Source organism: Microbacterium sp. UBA837 (assembly GCF_002296025.1).
Classification (GTDB): domain Bacteria; phylum Actinomycetota; class Actinomycetes; order Actinomycetales; family Microbacteriaceae; genus Microbacterium.
The window spans coordinates 1-20,341 of the sequence record NZ_DBHD01000132.1; the positions used below are offsets into that span (position 1 = coordinate 1).

A 20,341-nucleotide genomic window follows, 5' to 3' on the forward strand; every position below is an offset into this window, starting at 1 on the left:
CGAACTCGCGACCGGCCTGGGGCTAGCGATCCTCGGTGCCGTCGTGGGCGCGGCGATCTCCATACGGCAGATCCTGCTCCACATCCTGCCCGGTGACCCCGGGTACGGCGAGGCGGTTCTGGGGCTGCACCTGTACACGTGGGCGCTGATCACCTTCGTCGTCGTGATCGTGTTCGCCTGCGTCGTGGCGGTGTTCGCGCAGGATGTCGTGCCGGTCGCCCCGACCACCCCGTGGCTGCGCATTCTCGCGTGGGTCGTGGTGTGGGCGTTCGTCGCCACGATCGCGATCAACCTCGTCGTTGTGTTCGCGGAGGAGGGCTTCAACTGGGTTCTTCCCGACGATCCGTCGCGGTACCTTCTGTTCGGCTGAGTCTGCTGTGTGCCGCTACGCGGCTGAGTCTGATGTGTGCCGCTATGCGGCTGAGTCTGATGTGTGCCGCTATGCGGCTGGGTCTGATGTCCGCCGCTCCGCGGGGTGCCGTCCTCGGGGACATGCCCTCGCGGGCTGCGCCCGCTCCCGCCAGACCCGGTGCCAGCCCCGAGGACGGCACCCCGCTGCGCGGCTGCGCCCGGACAGGTTCGGGCTCGCAACGCTAGGCTCGGAGGATGACCGCGAGTCCACTTCAGGCCCTCCCGATCGAGCGACTGCGCGAGCGGACGAGCACGAAATGGCGTGCCTATCCCGCCGATGTGCTGCCGCTGTTCGTTGCAGAGACCGACTTCCCGCTCGCGCCGGCGATCACAGCGCGTTTGCGCGCAGCGGTGGAGATCGGTGACACGGGGTATACGCCGCCGAAGCCGGGGATCGCTGAGGCTTACGCCGGTTTTGCGCGGCGGCGCTACGGCTGGGAGATCGACCCCGCGCACGTTCGCTCGACGGGCGACGTCGTCATGGGTCTGGTCGAGATCCTCAGAGCCACAATCTCACTCGGGGACCGCGTCGTCATCACGCCCCCGGTGTATCCGCCGTTCTACGACCTCATCCCGGAAGCGGGGGGAGTCGTCGAGACAGTGCCGCTGCTCGCGGATGCCGGATACACGCTTGATCTGGCCGGCATCGAGGCGGCACTGGCCGGAGGCGCCCGCGCGGTTCTGCTGTGCAACCCGCACAACCCGACGGGAACAGTGCACTCCCGCGAGACGCTCGCAGAACTCGCCGAGATCGCCGCACGCCACGGCGCGATCGTCGTCAGTGACGAAATTCATGCACCCCTGGTGCATGCGCCGGCGACGTTCACGCCGTTCCTCAGCGCATCTCCGGTTGCGGCATCCGTCGGATACGCCGTGGCGAGCGCAAGCAAAGCCTTCAATCTCGCTGGTCTGAAGTGCGCGCTGATGTCGACCGCCGCTGACCACACGCGCCGGGTCGTGCAGGGGCTCCCGAAGGAAGTCGAGTGGCGAACTGGTCACTTCGGCGCACTGGCAGGCGTTGCGGCCTTCTCGCCCGAGAGCGATGAGTGGCTGGATGCGTTACTCGCCGCGCTCGACGCGAACCGGCACCTCCTCGCCGACCTGCTCGCCGAGCACGTACCGGCGGCGCGGTATGCGATCCCCGATGCGGGGTACCTTGCCTGGGTCGATCTGTCGGGCCTGGGGTGGGGTGAGGACCCCGCAGAGCGGATTCTCACCGAGGCGCGAGTCGCGGTCCACCACGGTCCGACCTTCGGTGACGAGGGTCGAGGGTTCGTGAGGGTCAACTTCGGGTGCTCGCCGGAGGTTCTGCGCGAGGCGATCGAGCGGATCGGCGAGCTCTCCCGCTGAACCTCAGCGCTTCTTGGCTGTGTCGATCCGGCGCACGAGCGCCCATGCGCCGGGGATCAGGAGCGCCGCAAAGCCCGCCTTGATCAGGCCGGGAACGATGAACGGCCATAGGCCCGCATTGAGCACCTCAGCTGGCGAGATCGTCTGGCCCATGACTGTCGACAGAATGAAGGCCATGTAGGGCACGCCGATGACGAACGGGATGACACTGGCGATCACGAACCCCGCGAAGGCGAGGAGGGGCTTGCGATCCCAAGCACGCTCAGCGAACCATCCGGCGACGAACGCCGCCGGGATGAAGCCCAGGATGAACCCGAACGAGGGCGCCAGCAGGTAGGCCGGGCCTGCGACCGGTCCGGCGAACACCGGCAGACCGAGAAGGCCGACGAACATGTAGGTCGTCATCGTGGCAGCGCCGCGCGCGGACCCCAGCGCAGCGCCGACGAGGATGACGCCGAGGGTCTGCCCCGTGATCGGGATCGGCCCGATGAAGAACGACACTTTCGCCAGCAACGCCACGACGGCGACTCCCGCCAGCACGAGGCCGGCGTCGATGGCGAACGCCCGCGCCCGCGACGAGGGCCGGGCGATGATGTCGGCGAGAACCCGGGTGTGCGTGGCCGGTGCGGCGGCAGTCGTCATGGTGCTCCTTGGTCAGTTGAATCCAGGTGGCGAAGTATTGCGACTTATACTAGGGGGCTGGCCATCGGCCCCCTTGTACCCTTCTCACCGAATGAAACGGAGCTTTGCTGTGCTCTCCGTGCACGACCTCGAGATTCGCGTGGGCGCCCGGGTGCTCATGTCGGACGTCACGTTCCGCGTGGGCGCGGGTGACAAGGTCGGGCTCGTGGGTCGCAATGGTGCCGGCAAGACGACTCTCACGAAAGTGCTCTCGGGCGACCTTCTGCCGGCTGCGGGTCGCGTCGATCGCAGCGGCGAACTCGGGTACCTGCCCCAGGACCCGCGCTCGGGTAATCCCGAGGATCTCGCCCGCACCCGCATCCTCGACGCGCGGGGGCTCGGCCAGCTCGCCATCGGGATGCACGAGGCAAGCCTCGCGATGGGCGATGACGATGCCGATGTCGCCGCGCGCGCCATGCGCCGCTACGGGTCGCTCACCGAGCGCTTCGAGGCTCTCGGCGGGTACGCCGCCGAGGCCGAGGCAGCCTCGATCGCCCACAACCTGGCATTGCCCGACCGCATCCTCGACCAACCGCTCAGTACGCTGTCGGGTGGTCAGCGCCGACGCATCGAACTTGCCCGCATCCTCTTCTCGGACGCGCAGACGATGATCCTCGACGAGCCGACGAACCACTTGGATGCCGACAGTGTCGTGTGGCTGCGGGAGTTCCTGAAGAACTACAAGGGCGGTCTGATCGTCATTTCGCACGATGTCGAACTCGTCGGCGAGACCGTCAACCGCGTCTTCTACCTCGACGCAAACCGTCAGGTCATCGACATCTACAACATGTCGTGGAAGAACTACCTGCGCCAACGTGTGGCCGACGAGGAGCGCCGCAAGAAGGAGCGCGCCAACGCCGAAAAGAAGGCCACTGCGCTCCAGCAGCAGGCGGCGAAGTTCGGGGCCAAGGCCACGAAGGCTGCTGCTGCGCACCAGATGCTTGCACGTGCCGAGAAGCTTCTCTCGGGCCTCGACGAGGTGCGGCAAGAGGACCGCGTCGCCAAACTCCGCTTCCCGAAGCCGGCAGCGTGCGGCAAGACGCCACTCATGGCATCCGGGCTTTCGAAGTCGTACGGGTCCCTGGAGATCTTCACGGATGTCGACCTGGCGATCGACCGCGGATCGAAGGTGGTCGTGCTCGGACTCAACGGTGCCGGCAAGACGACGCTGCTGCGCATCCTCGCCGGAGTGGACCGTCCCGATACCGGACAGGTCGAGCCCGGACACGGACTGAAGATCGGGTACTACGCGCAGGAGCACGAGAACCTCGATGTGGGCCGCTCGGTGCTCGACAACATGATGTCCGCGGCGCCGGACATCACCGCTACCGAGGCACGCAAGGTTCTCGGGTCGTTCCTGTTCACGGGAGACGACGTGCTCAAGCCCGCCGGGGTGCTTTCGGGCGGGGAAAAGACCCGCCTGTCGCTGGCGACGCTGGTCGTTTCTAGTGCCAACGTGCTGCTCCTTGACGAGCCGACCAACAACCTCGACCCGGCATCCCGCGACGAGATCCTGGGCGCGTTGGCACATTACGAGGGCGCAGTCATCCTGGTCTCTCACGACGAGGGTGCTGTGGAGGCGCTGAACCCCGAGCGGGTGCTTATTCTTCCCGACGGCGTCGAAGACATCTGGGGTCGCGACTACATCGACCTCATCACGCTCGCCTGAGGCTTCGCCTCGCAGGCGCGCTCGCGCCCTACTGAGGGAGTCGGTCGAGGATCTCGTCTTCCTCGGCCATGTCGCGGTCGCGCCGGCGCTGGCCTCGCGGGGGGCGAGGGGTGTCGTCGGTCTCCTCTCGGCGGTGACGGACCTCGGTGCGGATGACGTAGCCGATGAAGAAGAACCCCATCACGGCGAACAGGATCCACTGGATCGCATACGACAGGTAGGGCCCGGGGTCCTCAGAGGGGGATTCCAGCTGATTGGGTACGGATGCTGCAGCCGGAGTCTCCGAGACCATGACGCCATACGCGCTTGTGATGAAAGCGGGGTCGCCGCCGAGAGCTTCAGCGATAAGCGGCAGGTGGATCGTCGGCACTTGACCCTCGGGGGCCTCGGTACGTCCCGATCGGGGGAGCGACTCTCCCGGTCGCAGCCGTGCGATCACGTCGATGGTGCCCGCAGGGGGTGCGGGGACCGCACTCGGATCGCTGTCTTCGGCGGGGGGAACCCAGCCGCGGTTGATGAGTAGGATTCGGCCGTCCGTCGTCTGGAACGGCACCAGGACCTCGAAGGCGGCAGTCCCGCCGTGCGGGCGGTTCCTTACCAGCACTGTGTCGTCGACCAGATAGGTTCCCTGGAGCGCCACCGGGTGCCATTCGTTGTCGACCGGCAGATCTCCCGTCTCGGGCACCAGATCATCGAGCGCCGCAGGCTCGGCGTCGTAGTTGGCCTCGACGAGAGCAAGCTGCTGCGAGCGCTCAGCGTTGCGGGTGAACTGCCAGTTGGAGAGGAATCCGCACGCTATCGCGAACAGCACCGCGATGCCGATGTACGCCGTCCAGCGCACCGCCGCTGGCGCCTTGTGCTCTGCCGCAGGCGCCTTGTGCTCACTCACGCCTGTTCCGCCGCGAAAGCTTCCACGCTGAGGGGAAACGAGCGCGCAGCGAGGAACTCTCGCAGGTAGCCGACGTGCTCATCGCAGGCAAGCCACGTCTTGCTGCGATCTCCCTTGTGGATTCGGGGGTTTCGCCATCGGATGCTCCACTGCGCATCCTCGCGGCATCCGGCGCGTGAACAGATCGTCTCTGGGCCCGCGGTCGGGGATTCAGTCGTCACCCGCGTCCTCCTGCCGACTCTCGTCGATCCGGATGACTTGCGGTGCCGCCGGCGAAGGCGAAGCTGAAGTCTGGCCCGGCGCCGGCGCCTCGATCATGCGTTCGGGCCCGAGCGCCGTGGGTGCGGTCATGTCTGCGCTGACATTGGCGATGACAACAGCGAGATACGGAAGGAAGATCGCCATGGCCGCGAAGACCCAGGTGTACCAGCTGTAGGGCGTCACGAACAGGACGAGGCCGAGGCAGACGAGACGGATCGCCATCATCACGAGATACGTCGTCGACCGCTTGCCTGCGTCCTCTTTCGGCGCCCGGGGGAGGGACGTCGCCGGTTGCGGTTTGGCAGATGATTTCACGGTCATACCAGATTACGCCGCGCCGCCCCGACGGGATCCGTCGGGGCGACGCTTGTGACGTGACGGTTAGGACGAATAACCCATCTCGCGCGCGTTCGCGAAGATGACTCCGAACCATGCGATGAACAAGATGATGCCGAGGATCGCCAGTCCCAACGTCACCCAACCGATGATGACTCCGGCAAGTCCGAGCCCGCGGCCGCCCTCACCCGTCTGCTTGATCTGGCTGAGCGACATGTGGCCGGTGATGATGCCGACGATCTGGCCGATGACGGGGATCACGAAGACACCCACGAGCGATGACACGAGGGACACGATCGCCAGCGTGTTGGTCTTGGGGCCTTGCGGGTACGCGGTGTAGGCGGGCGCTGCCCCGTAGGCAGGCGGAGCTGCCGGCGCGCCGTAGGCCGGAGGTGCGGGCGGGGCCGGCGGCGGGTAGGAAGCAGGTGGTGCCGGAGCTGCCGCGGGCGGCTGTTCCTCGGGGGCTGCGGGGGTGTTCTGGTCGCTCACGGTTCGGCCTTTCTGACACGCATCCGCACGATCGTTCGTGCTGCCACCAGCGTTCCAGTAGCCCCGTGGCGTGTCAACGTGGACGGTAGTCTGGGTCGGTCCTGCCCGCGCAGCGGGTCGAATCGACCGCAGGAGATGCTTCATGTCCACCGATCACGTCGTTCTCGTCACCGGAGGCAATCGCGGCATCGGTCGCTCCATCGCCGAGCGTTTCGTCGCGGAGGGGTACCCGGTCGCCGTGACCGCCCGCTCCGGAGAGGGCCCCGCCGGCACGCTGACGGTGCGCGCCGATGTGACGGATGCCGCAGCCGTCGACGCCGCGTTCTCGGAGGTCGAGGAAAAGCTCGGACCGGTGACGATCGTGGTGGCCAATGCGGGCGTCACGAAGGACACCCTGCTGTTGCGTATGAGCGAAGACGACTTCGATTCGGTCGTGGCGACGAATCTCGGTGGCGCATTCCGTGTCGTCAAGCGTGCGGCGAAGGGCATGCTGCGCGCTAAGTGGGGACGGGTCATCCTGATCTCGAGCGTTGTCGGCCTCTACGGCTCGCCGGGCCAGATCAACTACGCGTCATCCAAGAGCGGGCTCGTCGGGTTCGCGCGGTCGCTGACACGGGAGCTCGGCGGTCGCGCTATCACCGCCAACGTGGTGGCCCCCGGCTTCATCGAGACCGACATGACCGCCGAGCTCCCGGACGAGACGCAGGCGCAGTACAAAGCGACGATCCCCGCGGGCCGGTTCGCGACCCCAGACGAGGTGGCCGGTGTGGTCACGTGGCTCGCCTCAGACAACGCCGCCTACATCTCGGGAGCGGTCATCCCGGTCGATGGCGGCCTGGGTATGGGGCACTGACGCAGTTCAGTCCTCCCGGATGGCGGCAATGAGCATTCTGGCGAGCTCATCGGGCACCGAGAACTGCGGCCAGTGACCCGAGTCGATCTCGACGATCGACCAGGGCCCGCTGTGCCACCGCGACTCGCACCGCCTCGGAGAGGTCGCGGATCTCGCGCTCTTCGAACGTGTCCCATCCGGGGAAGGGCGCAACTCCGTCCACGATGGGGAACTCCCAAATCATCCCGCCAGGGGTGGGCGGAAGCGTGTCGACCAGGATCACGCGCCCCACACGATCCACACGCCGGTCTGCCGCACCCCACGCGACGTTGCCCCCGCCACTGTGACCGACGAGCACGACATCGCCGTCGAGCCGGTCGATCAGATCGACCACAGCACCCACCCACTCGGTGATGCCGATCTCTCCGGACCGGTCGGCCGGTTCGCCCACACCCGGAAGCGTCACGGAGTGCGGTTCGTGGCCTGCTTCGCGAAGCGCAGGACTGACGTCGTCCCACGATGACGCGTCCAGCCAGAGGCCGGGAATCAGGATGATGTGCATAGCGGCAACGCTAGCGCCGGCATCCGACACCGATCAGGACCCTGCCCGCGCTTCGCTCTCGGAGTGCTTTCAGCGGGGGAGGAGGGGGAGGATCTCGCGCAGGTCGACCGGGTCGACCACGACGTTGGCACGCTCACGGACTGCGGGCTTCGCGTTGAACGCCACGCCGAGGCCCGCCGTCGCCATCATTCGAAGGTCGTTGGCGCCATCGCCCACCGCGATCGTCTGCGCCAAGGCGAGGCCGAGTGAGCCCGCCCACTCCCGCAGGGTTGCGGCCTTGCCCTCAGCATCAACGATCTCGCCTTCTACGGTTCCACTCAGGGTGTCGTCCGAAGCGGCAAGGCGGTTCGCCCGCCAACGGTCCACCCCGAGCCTGGGCGCGACGTGATCGAGGACCTCGTGAAAACCGCCGGATACGACACCGACCACGCCGCCGCGCTCGTGGACGCCGGCGATGAACTCGGATGCGCCCAGTGTCGGCTCGACGCGCGCCAGCACGCGCTCGAACGCCTCCAGCGGTACTCCCGTCAGAGCGGCCACGCGGGTTCGCAGGCTCGCGGCGAAGTCAACCTCGCCGCGCATCGCTGCCTCCGTCGCGGCAGCGACCTCTGCGCCGCGACCCGCCTCATCGGCGATGAGCTCGATCACCTCATTACGCAGCAGCGTCGAATCGGCATCGAGAACGACAAGGAAGCGGGCTGGCATCACCCGACTACGCTACCGGCCCGGCCGGCGCGGCACGGATCAGCGTTCGACGACGACGCCTTTGCCGACGACGGTGATCCCGGAGTCCGTGACGGTGAATCCACGTTCGAGGTCATGAGCCCGGTCGACCCCGATCGTCGCGCCGTCGGCGACTACGACGTTCTTGTCGAGGATCGCGCGGTGGACGCGCGCACCCGGACCTACGCGCACGTAGTCGAACAGTACGGCATCAGTGATGGTCGATCCGCCGGCAGCGAGAGTCCACGGGCCGACGACGCTGCGTTCCAGGTGCGTTCCCGAGAGCACGGAACCGAGCGAGACCACCGAATCGATGGCGGTCCCGATCCTTCCGACCGAGTCGCGCACGAACTTCGCTGGCGGAGAGTTGACGGTCTGGGAGTGGATCGGCCAGTCGGTGTTGTAAAGGTTGAAGACCGGGAGCGTCGAGATCAGGTCCATGTGCGCGTCGAAGAACGAGTCGATCGTTCCGACGTCCCGCCAGTAGGACCTGTCCCGATCCGTGGATCCGGGAACATCGTTGAGCTTCATGTCGTAGACACTCGCCTCACCGCGGTTGACGAAGTACGGCACGATGTCGCCGCCCATGTCATGGTTCGATGTCGGGACTTCACCGTCGGCCTCGACTGCCTCGATCAGGGCATCCGTGTCGAAGATGTAGTTGCCCATCGACGCCAGGACCTCGTGTGGAGCATCAGCCAGACCGTTCGGATTCTGCGGCTTCTCGAGGAACTCGCGGATGCGCGTCGAGCCCGGTTCGACGTCGATGACGCCGAACTGGTTAGCGAGGCCGATCGGTTGACGGATGCCGGCAACAGTCGCCCGGGCACCCGACTCGATGTGGGCGTCGAGCATCTGGCGGAAGTCCATGCGATACACGTGGTCCGCGCCGATGACGATGACGATGTCGGGTTGTTCGTCGATGATGAGGTTCATCGACTGCAGGATCGCGTCGGCAGAGCCCGAGAACCAGCGCTTTCCGAGCCGCTGCTGAGCAGGCACCGAGGCGACGTAGGAACTCAGCATCGGCGACATCCGCCAGGTCTGCGAGATGTGGCGATCCAGGCTGTGGGACTTGTACTGCGTGAGTACGACGATCTGCCGAAGCCCCGAATTGATCAGGTTGGAGATCGCGAAGTCGATCAGCCGGTACTGGCCGCCGAAGGGAACCGCGGGCTTGGCGCGGTCGGCGGTCAGCGGCATCAGCCGCTTACCCTCTCCACCGGCGAGGACGATTCCAAAGATCTTGGGCGACGTAGCCATACCCCCACACTATGCCGCCCGGTGACCCTGTACTAGCGTTCGACACATGCGCGTCGACATCGTCACCAAGGAGTATCCGCCCGAGATCTATGGGGGCGCCGGTGTGCACGTCGCAGAGCTGGTCAAGGCGCTCCGCGCGCTTCCGGCGAGCGAGGCGCCCGGCGATGCTCCGCTCGACGTTCAGGTGCGCGCCTTCGGCGCTGATCGCGACGAAGCTGGCACGACGTCGTACGTCACGCCGGCAGAGCTTCGGGGCGCGAACGCGGCGATACAGACGATGGGGACTGACCTGCTCATCGTCGACGATGTGGCAGGCGCCGCTGTCGTGCACTCCCACACGTGGTACGCCAACTTCGCCGGGCACGTGGCAGGGCTGCTCCACGGCATCCCCCACATCGTCACAGCACACAGCCTCGAGCCGCTCCGCCCATGGAAGGCCGAACAACTCGGCGGCGGATACGCGGTCTCGAGTGAGATCGAACGCACCGCGTACCACGGGGCAGCGGCGATCGTCGCGGTAAGCGAGGGCATGCGTGCCGACATCCTGCGCAGCTACCCCGACCTCGATCCGGCGACCGTCCGGGTCATCTACAACGGCATCGACACCGAGCAGTGGCATCCGGTCGAGGATGCCGAGACCCTCGCCGCGCTCGGCATCGATCCGACCCGACCATCGATCGTCTTCGTCGGGCGCATCACACGGCAGAAGGGTCTGCCGTATTTGCTGCGCGCGGCCGAGCGTTTGGACCCGGAGGTGCAGCTCATCCTGTGCGCCGGCGCCCCGGACACGCCCGAGATCCTCGCTGAGGTCGAGGGACTTGTTCGGGGGTTGCAGGAGACACGCGATGGGGTGGTCTGGATCGACCGCCACCTCAGCCGACACGAGCTCTGCGTGGCGCTGACCGCGGCGACGACCTTCGTATGCCCGTCGATCTACGAGCCCCTCGGCATTGTGAACCTTGAGGCCATGGCGTGCGGCGCAGCAGTCGTCGGCACCGCCACTGGCGGCATCCCGGAAGTCGTCGCCGACGGTGTGACGGGCAGGCTGGTTCCGATCGAACAGGTCACGGACGGCACCGGAACGCCACTGGATCCCGAGGCGTTCGTCGCCGACCTTGCCCGGGTTCTGGGCGAGGTCGTGAGCGATCGCGAGAGAGCGAAGGAGTACGGGCTAGCGGGTCGCAAGCGCGCGGTAACAGAGTTCAGCTGGCAGCGCATCGCGGAGCAAACCGCCGCGCTCTACGCCGAGGTGACACGCGGCGCCCGATAGGCTGGAACGCATGGCTCAGGTGCTCGAATTCTCCGACGTCGTCGTCCGCAGAAACGCCCGAGACATCATCGATCACATCGATTGGACAGTGTCCGAGGACGAGCGCTGGGTCGTGCTCGGCCCGAATGGCGCAGGGAAGACAACCCTGCTTGAGCTTTCGGCGTCGCTGCTTCACCCGACCTCGGGTCGCGTGAGCATCCTGGGGGAGCGGATCGGGCGTACCGACGTCTTCGAGCTGCGTCCGCGCGTCGGTTTCGCGTCCACATCGATGGCGCGTCGCATCCCGCCGGACGAGACAGTGCTGGATGTCGTGATGACCGCCGCTTACGCGGTGATGGGTCGCTGGCGCGAAGAGTACGACCAGGTCGACGTTCGCCGTGCGATGCGGGTGCTTGCCGAGTGGCAGCTCGATGATCTTGCAACGCGCACCTTCGGCACGCTCTCCGACGGCGAGCAGAAGCGCGTGCAGATCGCACGCTCGGTCATGACAGACCCCGAACTGCTGCTGCTGGACGAACCCACCGCGAGCTTGGACCTCGGCTCGCGCGAGGAACTTCTCACGCTCCTGAGCGGCTACGCCGCCGAGCCGACGACTCCCGCCATGGTCATGGTCACCCATCACGTGGAAGAGATCCCGGTGGGCTTCACCCACGTGCTGTTGTTGCGCGATGGCGCCGTCATCGCAGCGGGGCCACTGCGCGAGACACTCACGGAGGATGCGCTCAGCACCGCGTTCGGGGTGCCCATAGCCCTGCACGAGGAAGCCGGTCGATACGCTGCACGGGCGCGGACGTCGTGATCGGCATCCGCACGCGAACCTGATAGACTCGTCCTTTGGTGCCAGCGCACCGCAGACTTTCTTTCCCCATCTCGGCAAGGAACCCCATGAAGACTGACATTCACCCCGACTACCAGGCTGTCGTGTTCCGCGACCTCGGTTCCGGCGAGACCTTCCTCACGCGGTCGACGGTCACCAGCGACAAGACGATCGAGCTGGACGGCGTGGAGTACCCCGTCATCGACGTCGAGATCTCGTCGGCGTCGCACCCGTTCTACACGGGCAAGCAGCGCATCATGGACTCGGCCGGCCGCGTCGAGAAGTTCAACCAGCGCTTCAAGAACTTCGGCGGCTCGAGCAAGTAAGCACGAATCGCACACGACGAAGACCTCGCTTTCGAGCGGGGTCTTCGTCGTTTCTGTCAGCGTCGAAGGGGCGGGTGCGCTCAGTAGACTCGTCGGGTGCCCGCCCCGCATCCGTACGCCGCGCTTCTGGACGAGATTCCGGTCACCGGCCGTGAGGTGTCAGTGCTCGGCGGCACGACAGCGTACTGGGACTACGGACCGGCAGATGCGCCGGTCACCGTCGTCGCCGTTCATGGCTTCCGCGGCGAGCACCACGGGCTGGAGCCCGTCGTCGCTCACCTCCCGGGAATGCGCATCATCTCGCCCGATCTACCCGGCTTCGGTGACACGGCGCCGATCGCCGGGCGCAGGCATGACCTGTCGCTGTATGCCGAGTGGCTCGCCGAGTTCGTTTCTCGTGTCGCGCCGGGGGCGGTCATCCTCGGTCACTCTTTCGGCTCGATCGTGGTGGCTGCCGCCGTGGCCGCCGGGCTCGATACCCCGCGTGTCATCCTGGTGAATCCGATCGGCGCGCCCGCGCTGGAAGGGCCGCGGGGGATCCTCACCAGACTCGCGGTCTTTTACTACTGGGCCGGCGCGCGGCTACCGAGCGGCGTCGGTACTGCGCTCCTCAGAAACGGTGCAGTCGTGCGGGTCATGAGCGTGTCAATGGCCAAGACGCGGGACCCTGAGTTGCGCCGGTTCATCCACGACCAGCACGACACGTACTTCTCGCGCTTCGCCGATCGTGATGTGCTGCACGATGCGTTTGTGGCCTCGGTCTCCCACGACGTCAGGGAATTCGCTTCCCGCATCACGCAGCCGACGTTGCTCATCGCGGCCGAGCGCGATGACATCACGCCGATCGAGGCGGAGCGCGAGCTCGCGCGCCTGTTCGCCAACGCCGCCCTCGTCGAGATCGCGGATGTCGGACACCTCATCCACTACGAAACGCCAGCGCCGGCCGCCGCTGCAATCAGGACGTTTCTTGGGCTCGACGAGCCCGATACGCGATGACATTCATGCGGTTGCCGCAGTTGCCGGTGTCGCAGTAGCGCTTCGAGCGGTTGCGGGAGAAATCGACCAGAACTCCTTCGCAGTCGTCAGCCTCACAGACCAGCATCCGATCGTACTCGTCCATGCGGATGACCTCCACGAACGCCATCGCTGTCTCGACCAGGATGCGTGTGGCCAGGGGCGCATCGTCATCCGACGCGTGCACGTGCCAGTCGTACTCGTCGTGGATCACGAGTTGGGGAAGCGCCTCACCGTCGCGGAGCATGGCATTGACGATCGGCACGGCACTCTCACGGTCGACTCCCCAGAGGGTGCGAAGACGAGACCGGATGGCGCGCACAGCCTCGTGCTCATCACGCGTGCGTGAAACCGTGCCGCTGTAGGGGTAGCGTGCGAGGAAGGCATCGTACTCGTCTGCGGTAGTAAGGGTGTCGTCGTCACCGCCGAGGGGCAGCGTGTTGACCAGGTCGACGGCCGCGCGCAGGGCCATCTCGGTGTCATGGATAAAAACCATGTTGACTCCTGACATGCCGAGGGCTACTGTTTCGTTCGTGACCAGTGTGTCACGAGTGTCACCCCCTTTCACTCCTGACAGGCCGCCCATGTCCGCTCCGACCGCTCCGGTCCCCGTGCTCACCGCTCCTGCGCGTCGGCACTCCTCGCTGGCGGGGCTCGCGATCGGACTGTTGTCCGCGCTGAGCTTCGCGTCCTCGGGGAGCTTCATGAAGCCCCTGATGGAGGCAGGATGGAGCCTGGGCGCGACCCTGTTGCTGCGCATGGGTGGAGCCGCCCTGATTCTCGCGCCCGTGCTGATTGTGACGATCCGTCGCCGGCCCGGCTTTCTTCGCAAGCACGGCCTGCTAATCGTGGCTTTCGGGCTCACCGGAGTGGCCGGTTGCCAGATCTTCTACTTCGCTGCCCTGCAACGGATGCCGGTGGCGATGGCCCTGCTCATCCAGTACTTGGCTCCGGTCTTGCTCGTCGGGCTCGCGTGGGTGCGCACCCGGCGAGCACCCTCCCGCCGCATTCTCGCGGGCTCGGTTCTCGCGATCGCGGGCCTCGTGCTCGTCGTCGACATTGCCGGGGCAAGCTTCGACCTGCTCGGCACCCTGCTCGCCTTGGGGGCAGCCGCCTGCACCGCCGCGTACTTTCTCATCGCCGAGAAGACCGGCGACGACATCCCGCCGCTCGCGCTAGCCTCGGGCGGTCTCATCACCGGCGCACTTCTGATGGGCGTGCTCGTGGGTACCGGCTTCTTGGCGTTCACGGCTCCGGACGTCGACGTCGTACTGGCCGGCGTCAGCCTTCCCTGGTACGTCCCCATCGCGTGGGTGATTGTCGTGGCAACTGCCGGAGGCTACGCGTTCGGGGTGCGAGCGGGATCGATGCTCGGTTCCCGCGTCGCGTCGTTCGTCGGGCTCACCGAGGTTCTGTTCGCGCTGCTCATTGCGTGGGTTGTGATCGCCGAGGTGCCGACCGTGATGCAGGCAGTCGGGGGAGCGATGATCTTGACGGGAGTGATCCTCGTGCGTTCCGATCCCGGCGAGGCCGCGAAGGAAGAGAAAGCTAGCGTTCCTCTCGTGCCAGCTCCATGAGTGGGCCCACCCGATAGCCGATCACTTCACCCATCGCCAGCGAGGTCTCGGTGCGCTCGACGCCCTCGATCGCGAGGATGCGGGCATCGGTATCGAACAGATGCTGGGTATCGCGGCACGCTACTCGGACGAGCAAATCCACGGTCCCGCTCAGGCCGTGCACCTGAACGATCTCGGGGATTCTCTCGAGTTCTGCTGTGATCCGTGGCAAGTCAGCCTGGCGGACCGTGACGTTGAGGAATGCCTCAATGGGAAAACCCAGAGCGGTGGGGGAGAGAGCCCGTTCGTACGAGAGGAAGACGCCTGCCTTGTCGAGCCTCGACATCCGCGCCTGCACGGTGTTCCGAGACAGACCGAGGCGATCCGACAGTGCCACCACGGTCGCGCGCGGGTCCGCCGCGAGCGCAGCCAGGAGCTCAAGGTCGACATGGTCAAGAGCGGTCATATCGCGGAAGGCTAGCATGTTGCTGATTCGCGGATTGCTCATGTTGCTCACAATATCATCACGAAACTGAGCGAGCTGCGTAGCGCAGTCCGATGGGCGGATCGGTATGCCCAACCTATAGGGAGACTGCCGCCCCCGCGTAGTCGACCAAGGTGAGTCCATCGGGCGAGTACTGGAAGGTGTAGTCGGATCCGTTGGCAAGCCGCTCTTCGCGGGCAGGTAGCCTGCCGTCGCTCACGTGATGGATGACGGAACGGATGAGTGCGCCGTGAGTGACCACGAATACTCGCGTGAGATCGGGCTGAGCGGCAAGAGCGTCGGTGACGACGGCATCCAATGCCGCGAACGCCCGCAGCTGCAGCTGCTCCCGCGATTCCGCGCCGGGCACCTCGGCCGTGTACCAGTTGCCCCACCGCACGGCGAAATCATCGACCGTCAGCCCTTCGGCCTCGCCGTAGGCGCGCTCACGGAGCGCCGAGTACGCCAGTGGCGCCTCCGATCCCCACTGGTCAGCGATGATCTGCGCTGTCTCACGGGCGCGAGAGAGGTCGCTGCTGACGATGCGCGCAGCGGTCGGGTCTTCGAGTGCTCCGCGTAGCCGTTCGGCGGTCTGACGGGCTTGCGCTCGTCCAGTCTCGTTGAGGGGGATGTCGGTACTGCCCTGAATGAGCCGGGCGCGATTCCAGTCCGTCTCGCCATGACGGATGAGCGTGAGGTGGGTCACCTCTCGAGACTACTTGCCAGCTCTCGCTGACCGACTGGCGTCACCAATCCCTCGAGCAGCGCTGTGAGGGCCTCGGAGGTTCCACCGTCGATCTTCACGGTGGCGCGCCCGTCCGCTCGCGTCTGACCGCGGTTGATGATCACGATCGGGATTCGCCGGCGGCGCGCCCGTTCCAGCAGGCGGATGCCGGAGTTCACCACGAGAGAAGAGCCGGCGATGACGAGGGCTTCGCTGCCCAGGACGAGCTGCTCTGCCTCACGGAACTTCTCGGTCGGAATGTACTCGCCGAAGAAGACGACATCGGGTTTGAGGGTTCCCGTGCACACCGAGCAGTCCGGCACGATGAAACCGTCGGTACTTTCGGGCGTCACATCGCCATCGGGTCCAAGGGGCAGTTCGTGCGTCGTGACCAGCCAGGGGTTGTCACTCTCCACCCGTGAAGACAGATCCCGCCGGTCGAAGACCTGGCCGCAGCGGGTGCAGAACACGCGACGCATCGTGCCGTGCAGCTCAACCACGCGGCGGCTGCCGGCCCGCACGTGCAGACCGTCCACGTTCTGTGTGATCACCCCGGTGGCAACCCCGTGCTCTTCGAGTGTGGCGATGGCACGATGCCCCGCATTGGGTTCTGCCGAGGCGAAGCTGCGCCACCCGAGGTGGGAGCCGACCCAATAGCGCCGACGTGCGGCATCGCTGCCAAGAAACTGCTCGACGGTCATGGGGCGGCGCACCGGCGCACCCTTTCCGCGATAGTCCGGGATTCCCGAGTCGGTCGAAACGCCAGCACCGGTGAGGATCGTCATTGAGCGCCCGTCAAGGACGCGCAGCGCATGGGCGAGAGCTTCGGGAACGTCCGTGGCAGCGCCGTCGATGAGCGACATCCCTGCCTCCTCTGTCTCGCCTGGTTCAAGTTTAGGCATCCACGTTTTCCGGCATGTTTCGTGCTGCTGGGTCCGCACCGCACGAGTGAGAGGATCAAAGGATGCAGCGCGTCGACATCCTGGATGCCAACGACCCACGGCTGGAGGATTACCGCGATCTCACCGATGTCGCCCTGCGTCGACGCATCGAGCCCGCAGGGGGGCTGTATATCGCAGAATCCGCGAAGGTCATTGCCCGCGCGCTGGGTGCGGGTCATCGGCCGCGTTCGGTCCTGACCCAGCAGAAGTGGATCGATGATCTCGCCCCGCTGCTCGCGCAGCACCCGGACGTTCCGGTCTACGTCGTCGGTGCCGACCTCGCTGAGCGCCTCACAGGCTACGCCGTGCACCGTGGCGCTCTGGCGGCGATGCACCGGCCGGAGATGCCGCCGCTTCGAGACGTGCTGCGGGAGGCGAGACTCGTCGTTGTGCTCGAGGACATCGTCGATCACACCAACGTGGGGGCGATCTTCCGCGCCTGCGCAGGGCTGGGCGCCGATGCAGTGCTGGTGTCTGCGCGCTGTGCCGATCCGCTCTACCGGCGCAGCGTCAGAGTGAGCATGGGAACGGTCTTCCAAGTGCCGTGGACGCGCCTACCCGACTGGGACCAGACCCGCAGCATTCTGCACGAGGAAGGCTTCCAGATCGCCGCTCTTGCGCTGCGTGAGGACGCTGTTTCGCTCGACGACTTCGAGCCGACCTCCCGTGTGGCGCTCCTGCTTGGCGCCGAGGGCGACGGGCTCACACCGAAAGCTCTTGGCGTTGCTGACACTGTCGTGACCATCCCGATGGCGGGAGGCGTCGACTCACTGAACGTTGCCGCCGCGAGCGCTGTCGCGCTGTGGGCGCTCAGGCATCCTCTGTCGGCAGGCTGATCGCACCGGTGGTCGCGATCGGGAGCGGTTGAGGGCGCTTGGCTGTCAGGTTGTCGCCCGATGACTGGTGTCGCAGGCGCCGCAGGACCCACGGCACGAGGTGCGTGCGTGCCCAGACGAGATCTCCGGCACGCGCTTCGCGCCACGTGCGGGTCGGGAAGGGATCCGGCTGCATCGGCACGAGGTCGTTGGACACATTCAACGCACGCAAGACCATCCGCGCGACCTCGTGGTGACCCAGCGCGTTCAGGTGGAGTCTGTCGTCATCGAAGAACCGGGGATCTTGAATCTCTTTGAGCGACCACTGGTCGGCGACGATGCAGTCGTAGCGGTCTGCGATGGCGCGCAGGTTTTCGTTATAGATCGCGATCTTCCCGCGAAACGCGCGGAAGACGGGAGTGAAGCTCGTGTCGATGCCCGTGAAGATCACGACTGTCGCGCCGGTGCTGCTCAGACGCACGACCGCATCCTCGAACAACTGCGAGATCTCGTCAGGGTCGGTACCGGGCCGGATGACGTCGTTGCCCCCCGCGCAGAACGTGATCAGGTCGGGAGAAAGCTCGAGTGCCGGCTCGACCTGTTCGTCGACGATCTGGGCGATGAGTTTGCCGCGCACCGCGAGATTTGCGTATGCGAAGTCTTCTGACTGTGATCCCAGCACCTCAGCTACGCGATCGGCCCAGCCCAGGTGCGATCCGGGGTGGGTCGGGTCGGGGTCACCGATGCCTTCCGTGAACGAATCACCGAGCGCCACGAACCGTCGCCAGGGGTGAGGTTCGCTGTTCGCGATGAACGGAGTTCGGTGTTCGTCGGTGGCGGCCATGCTCTGTCCTCCTGGTCGTCTATCGTAGTCGGGCGGTCCGACGAGCGACCGATGTTTGTGGGAGGGGGAGCGTGCACGAGACAGCGCCGGTCCCGGCATCTGACCATCCCCGGGGGAGCTTCGCCGCCGAACACCTGTCGCCGTCCTACCCGCAGCGTGCACCCTGGGGAACGGCCGGGCGCCTCCGCGCGTGGCAGGCCGAAGCCCTCGACCGGTACTTCGACATGGACGGGCCCGACGGTCCCGGCGGTGGACCTCGCGACTTCCTCGCTGCCGCGACGCCCGGCGCCGGCAAGACGACCTTCGCACTGCGCCTTGCTACCGAGTTGCTGCGGCGCAACATCATCGACCGGGTCGTCGTGGTCGCCCCGACCGAACATCTGAAGACCCAGTGGGCCGACGCTGCAGCCCGGGTCTCGCTGCGGCTGGACCCGCACTTCACGAATCGGCACACTCTCCCGGCCCGCCATTACCACGGGGTCGCGGTCACGTACGCGCAGGTCGCCACGAAGGCATCGGTGCATCAGGTGGTGACCGAGTCGGCCCGAACCCTCGTGATCCTCGACGAGGTGCACCACGGCGGGGATGCCCTCAGCTGGGGAGACGCCCTCCGCGAGGCCTTCGGACGTGCAACGCGGCGGCTGCTGCTGTCGGGTACGCCGTTCCGCAGCGACACGGCGCCCATCCCCTTCGTGGAGTACCACCCCACCGCCGACGGCATCCGGGTGTCTCGTACCGACTACGACTACGGGTATCGACGTGCGCTCGAAGACGGTGTCGTGCGTCCCGTGCTCTTTCTTGTCTACGCCGGCCACATGCGGTGGCGAACCCGCACCGGCGACGAGATGGAGGCCCAACTCGGGCAAGACAACACGAAAGACATCACGGCGCAGGCCTGGCGGACAGCTCTCGATCCCGGCGGCGAGTGGATTCCGGCAGTGCTGCGCTCCGCCGACCGCCGGCTCACCGAAGTGCGAGAGCACGTCCCGGATGCCGGTGGCCTCGTGATCGCCACCGACCAGACCGCCGCTCGGGCCTACGCGCAGATCCTGCAGGCAGTGACCGGTGAGGAGCCCACCGTCGTGCTGTCGGACGAGCCCGAGGCATCCGCGCGTATCGAGACCTTCGCCGCCGACACGACCCGGTGGATGGTCGCGGTACGAATGGTGTCTGAGGGCGTCGACGTGCCACGGCTTTCGGTCGGCGTCTACGCAACGTCGGCGTCCACCCCGCTGTTCTTCGCCCAGGCCATCGGGCGTTTCGTGCGCGCGCGACGCCGTGGCGAGACCGCGAGCATCTTTCTTCCGCACGTGCCGCCGCTTCTCGCTCTGGCGGGCGAACTCGAGCGGCAGCGCGATCACGCCCTCGATCGGCGGTCTGACGAGGACGGCGAGTGGTCGGCCGAAGATGACCTGCTCGCGGCGGCCGAGCGTGAGGATGCGACATCCGACGCGCTGACCGACGAGTTCGAGTACGCCGCGCTGGGTGCCATCGCCCATTTCGACCGCGTGCTGTTCGACGGCAAGGAGTTCGGACAGCTCGCCACCCCCGGAACGCCGGAAGAGGAGGAGTTCCTCGGCCTTCCCGGGCTACTCGAACCCGAACACGTGCACGATCTGCTGATGCAGCGGCAGGCGCGGCAAAGCCGTCACCGGCAGGCGCGCGAAGCAAAGGAGCGCGAAGTGGGGGCGACGGATGACGCGCCGCCCTCGCCGCCTCCAGCCCTGCACCGCACGCTGAAGGAACAACGGCAGCTGCTCAACAGCCTCGTGGGGCTCTATGCGAGACAGTCTGGTGAGCAACACGGCCACGTTCATGCCGAGCTTCGCCGCATCTGTGGCGGCCCCGCCGTCTCGCACGCAACTGTCGCGCAGCTCCAGGCGCGCATCGATGTGTTGCGTGCCCGAGTGAGGTCTTAGCCGGGATTCGGTGCTCCAAAATGCTGCGAATCCACGGATTCGGCATCGGGGGCCCGGTGGCGTCTCCTAGCCTGGGGAGGACCACAGAAGGAGCCCGATGAACGCCGAATCGACGGCTGGTGAGCGGCGGAGGTGGGCTCAGTACCTCGTGGACGAGCGCGCTGA

General features: G+C 66.4%; 24 protein-coding genes. 11 read left to right on the forward strand and 13 right to left on the reverse strand.

Annotation, left to right across the window (positions count from 1 at the left end):
* A partial coding sequence (locus tag B3587_RS09875; RefSeq protein WP_292728234.1) for a hypothetical protein occupies positions 1–370 on the forward strand: 370 nt, incomplete at its 5' end.
* A gap of 236 nt (positions 371–606) precedes the next feature.
* Positions 607–1,761 carry a MalY/PatB family protein gene (locus B3587_RS09880; RefSeq protein WP_292728236.1) on the forward strand — a complete coding sequence of 385 codons (1,155 nt, stop codon included), beginning with the start codon at positions 607–609 and terminating at the stop codon, positions 1,759–1,761.
* Between the two features lie 3 nt (positions 1,762–1,764).
* Here B3587_RS09880 and B3587_RS09885 read toward each other — a convergent pair whose 3' ends face one another.
* Entirely contained in the window at positions 1,765–2,403 is a 639-nt protein-coding gene (locus B3587_RS09885) for a biotin transporter BioY (RefSeq protein WP_228179044.1), read from the reverse strand.
* Positions 2,404–2,512: 109 nt separating this feature from the next.
* Between B3587_RS09885 and abc-f the strand changes: the two genes are divergently transcribed.
* Positions 2,513–4,111 carry a ribosomal protection-like ABC-F family protein gene (abc-f, locus tag B3587_RS09890; RefSeq protein WP_228179097.1) on the forward strand — a complete coding sequence of 533 codons (1,599 nt, stop codon included), beginning with the start codon at positions 2,513–2,515 and terminating at the stop codon, positions 4,109–4,111.
* 28 nt (positions 4,112–4,139) lie between these two features.
* Here the strand turns inward: abc-f and B3587_RS09895 are convergent, their stop codons facing one another.
* Genes B3587_RS09895 through B3587_RS09910 form a run of 4 tightly spaced genes read right to left on the reverse strand, consistent with a single transcriptional unit; the run spans position 4,140 to position 6,086 of the window.
* Positions 4,140–5,000, reverse strand: a complete 861-nt coding sequence (locus B3587_RS09895; RefSeq protein WP_228179045.1) for an SURF1 family protein — start codon at positions 4,998–5,000, stop codon at positions 4,140–4,142.
* Complete coding sequence (locus B3587_RS09900; RefSeq protein ID WP_228179046.1) at positions 4,997–5,221, reverse strand: hypothetical protein; 225 nt, start codon at positions 5,219–5,221, stop codon at positions 4,997–4,999. Before B3587_RS09900 ends, B3587_RS09895 begins: the two co-directional genes overlap by 4 nt.
* Positions 5,211–5,582, reverse strand: a complete 372-nt coding sequence (locus tag B3587_RS09905) for a DUF3099 domain-containing protein (protein ID WP_267189799.1) — start codon at positions 5,580–5,582, stop codon at positions 5,211–5,213. The genes B3587_RS09900 and B3587_RS09905 overlap by 11 nt, the downstream gene beginning before the upstream one ends.
* Positions 5,583–5,642: 60 nt before the next feature.
* Positions 5,643–6,086: a DUF4190 domain-containing protein gene (locus B3587_RS09910; RefSeq protein WP_228179048.1), complete on the reverse strand. Its 444-nt coding sequence runs from the start codon at positions 6,084–6,086 to the stop codon at positions 5,643–5,645.
* A gap of 142 nt (positions 6,087–6,228) precedes the next feature.
* Here B3587_RS09910 and fabG point away from each other — a divergent pair, with 142 nt between their 5' ends.
* A complete protein-coding gene (gene fabG / locus B3587_RS09915) occupies positions 6,229–6,939 on the forward strand; it encodes a 3-oxoacyl-ACP reductase FabG (RefSeq protein WP_228179049.1) in 711 nt (236 codons plus the stop codon).
* 46 nt (positions 6,940–6,985) lie between these two features.
* Here fabG and B3587_RS09920 read toward each other — a convergent pair whose 3' ends face one another.
* The 3 genes from B3587_RS09920 to B3587_RS09930 all read right to left on the reverse strand — a co-directional run bounded on the left by B3587_RS09920 (position 6,986) and on the right by B3587_RS09930 (position 9,466).
* Positions 6,986–7,480 (reverse strand): alpha/beta fold hydrolase, encoded by a 495-nt coding sequence (locus B3587_RS09920; RefSeq protein WP_292728240.1) that lies wholly within the window; start codon positions 7,478–7,480, stop codon positions 6,986–6,988.
* A 69-nt stretch (positions 7,481–7,549) separates the two neighbouring features.
* The gene (gene serB, locus B3587_RS09925) at positions 7,550–8,185 is read right to left on the reverse strand and encodes a phosphoserine phosphatase SerB (protein WP_228179051.1); all 636 of its coding nucleotides are present in this window, start codon (positions 8,183–8,185) and stop codon (positions 7,550–7,552) included.
* Positions 8,186–8,224: 39 nt separating this feature from the next.
* Positions 8,225–9,466 carry a glucose-1-phosphate adenylyltransferase gene (locus B3587_RS09930; RefSeq protein ID WP_228179052.1) on the reverse strand — a complete coding sequence of 414 codons (1,242 nt, stop codon included), beginning with the start codon at positions 9,464–9,466 and terminating at the stop codon, positions 8,225–8,227.
* A 46-nt stretch (positions 9,467–9,512) separates the two neighbouring features.
* Between B3587_RS09930 and glgA the strand changes: the two genes are divergently transcribed.
* From glgA to B3587_RS09950, 4 genes are all read left to right on the forward strand, one after another.
* Positions 9,513–10,736 carry a glycogen synthase gene (gene glgA, locus B3587_RS09935; RefSeq protein WP_292728243.1) on the forward strand — a complete coding sequence of 408 codons (1,224 nt, stop codon included), beginning with the start codon at positions 9,513–9,515 and terminating at the stop codon, positions 10,734–10,736.
* A 10-nt stretch (positions 10,737–10,746) separates the two neighbouring features.
* Entirely contained in the window at positions 10,747–11,535 is a 789-nt protein-coding gene (locus tag B3587_RS09940; protein WP_292728245.1) for an ABC transporter ATP-binding protein, read from the forward strand.
* 86 nt (positions 11,536–11,621) lie between these two features.
* Positions 11,622–11,879 (forward strand): type B 50S ribosomal protein L31, encoded by a 258-nt coding sequence (locus tag B3587_RS09945; protein ID WP_067246295.1) that lies wholly within the window; start codon positions 11,622–11,624, stop codon positions 11,877–11,879.
* 96 nt (positions 11,880–11,975) lie between these two features.
* A complete protein-coding gene (locus B3587_RS09950; RefSeq protein WP_292728273.1) occupies positions 11,976–12,875 on the forward strand; it encodes an alpha/beta fold hydrolase in 900 nt (299 codons plus the stop codon).
* Here B3587_RS09950 and B3587_RS09955 read toward each other — a convergent pair.
* Positions 12,835–13,389 (reverse strand): CGNR zinc finger domain-containing protein, encoded by a 555-nt coding sequence (locus B3587_RS09955; protein ID WP_292728275.1) that lies wholly within the window; start codon positions 13,387–13,389, stop codon positions 12,835–12,837. The two genes, B3587_RS09950 and B3587_RS09955, sit on opposite strands and share 41 nt — an antisense overlap.
* An 88-nt stretch (positions 13,390–13,477) precedes the next feature.
* On the opposite strand from B3587_RS09955, the gene B3587_RS09960 reads away from it, so the two are divergent.
* Positions 13,478–14,470: an EamA family transporter gene (locus tag B3587_RS09960; protein ID WP_228179058.1), complete on the forward strand. Its 993-nt coding sequence runs from the start codon at positions 13,478–13,480 to the stop codon at positions 14,468–14,470.
* On the opposite strand, the gene B3587_RS09965 is transcribed toward B3587_RS09960, so the two are convergent.
* The 3 genes from B3587_RS09965 to B3587_RS09975 all read right to left on the reverse strand — a co-directional run bounded on the left by B3587_RS09965 (position 14,442) and on the right by B3587_RS09975 (position 16,520).
* Positions 14,442–14,915: an Lrp/AsnC family transcriptional regulator gene (locus B3587_RS09965; protein ID WP_228179059.1), complete on the reverse strand. Its 474-nt coding sequence runs from the start codon at positions 14,913–14,915 to the stop codon at positions 14,442–14,444. The two genes, B3587_RS09960 and B3587_RS09965, sit on opposite strands and share 29 nt — an antisense overlap.
* Positions 14,916–15,030: 115 nt before the next feature.
* Positions 15,031–15,639 (reverse strand): histidine phosphatase family protein, encoded by a 609-nt coding sequence (locus B3587_RS09970; RefSeq protein ID WP_292728278.1) that lies wholly within the window; start codon positions 15,637–15,639, stop codon positions 15,031–15,033.
* Positions 15,636–16,520, reverse strand: coding sequence for a Sir2 family NAD-dependent protein deacetylase (locus B3587_RS09975; protein WP_228179061.1), 885 nt, complete (start codon positions 16,518–16,520; stop codon positions 15,636–15,638). The genes B3587_RS09970 and B3587_RS09975 overlap by 4 nt, the downstream gene beginning before the upstream one ends.
* Before the next feature lie 101 nt (positions 16,521–16,621).
* On the opposite strand from B3587_RS09975, the gene B3587_RS09980 reads away from it, so the two are divergent.
* Positions 16,622–17,434: a TrmH family RNA methyltransferase gene (locus B3587_RS09980; protein ID WP_228179062.1), complete on the forward strand. Its 813-nt coding sequence runs from the start codon at positions 16,622–16,624 to the stop codon at positions 17,432–17,434.
* Here B3587_RS09980 and B3587_RS09985 read toward each other — a convergent pair.
* Positions 17,409–18,257 (reverse strand): SGNH/GDSL hydrolase family protein, encoded by an 849-nt coding sequence (locus tag B3587_RS09985; protein ID WP_292728281.1) that lies wholly within the window; start codon positions 18,255–18,257, stop codon positions 17,409–17,411. The two genes, B3587_RS09980 and B3587_RS09985, sit on opposite strands and share 26 nt — an antisense overlap.
* Before the next feature lie 71 nt (positions 18,258–18,328).
* Here B3587_RS09985 and B3587_RS09990 point away from each other — a divergent pair, with 71 nt between their 5' ends.
* Positions 18,329–20,176 carry a DEAD/DEAH box helicase gene (locus B3587_RS09990; protein ID WP_292728283.1) on the forward strand — a complete coding sequence of 616 codons (1,848 nt, stop codon included), beginning with the start codon at positions 18,329–18,331 and terminating at the stop codon, positions 20,174–20,176.
* Positions 20,177–20,341: the final 165 nt, after the last annotated feature.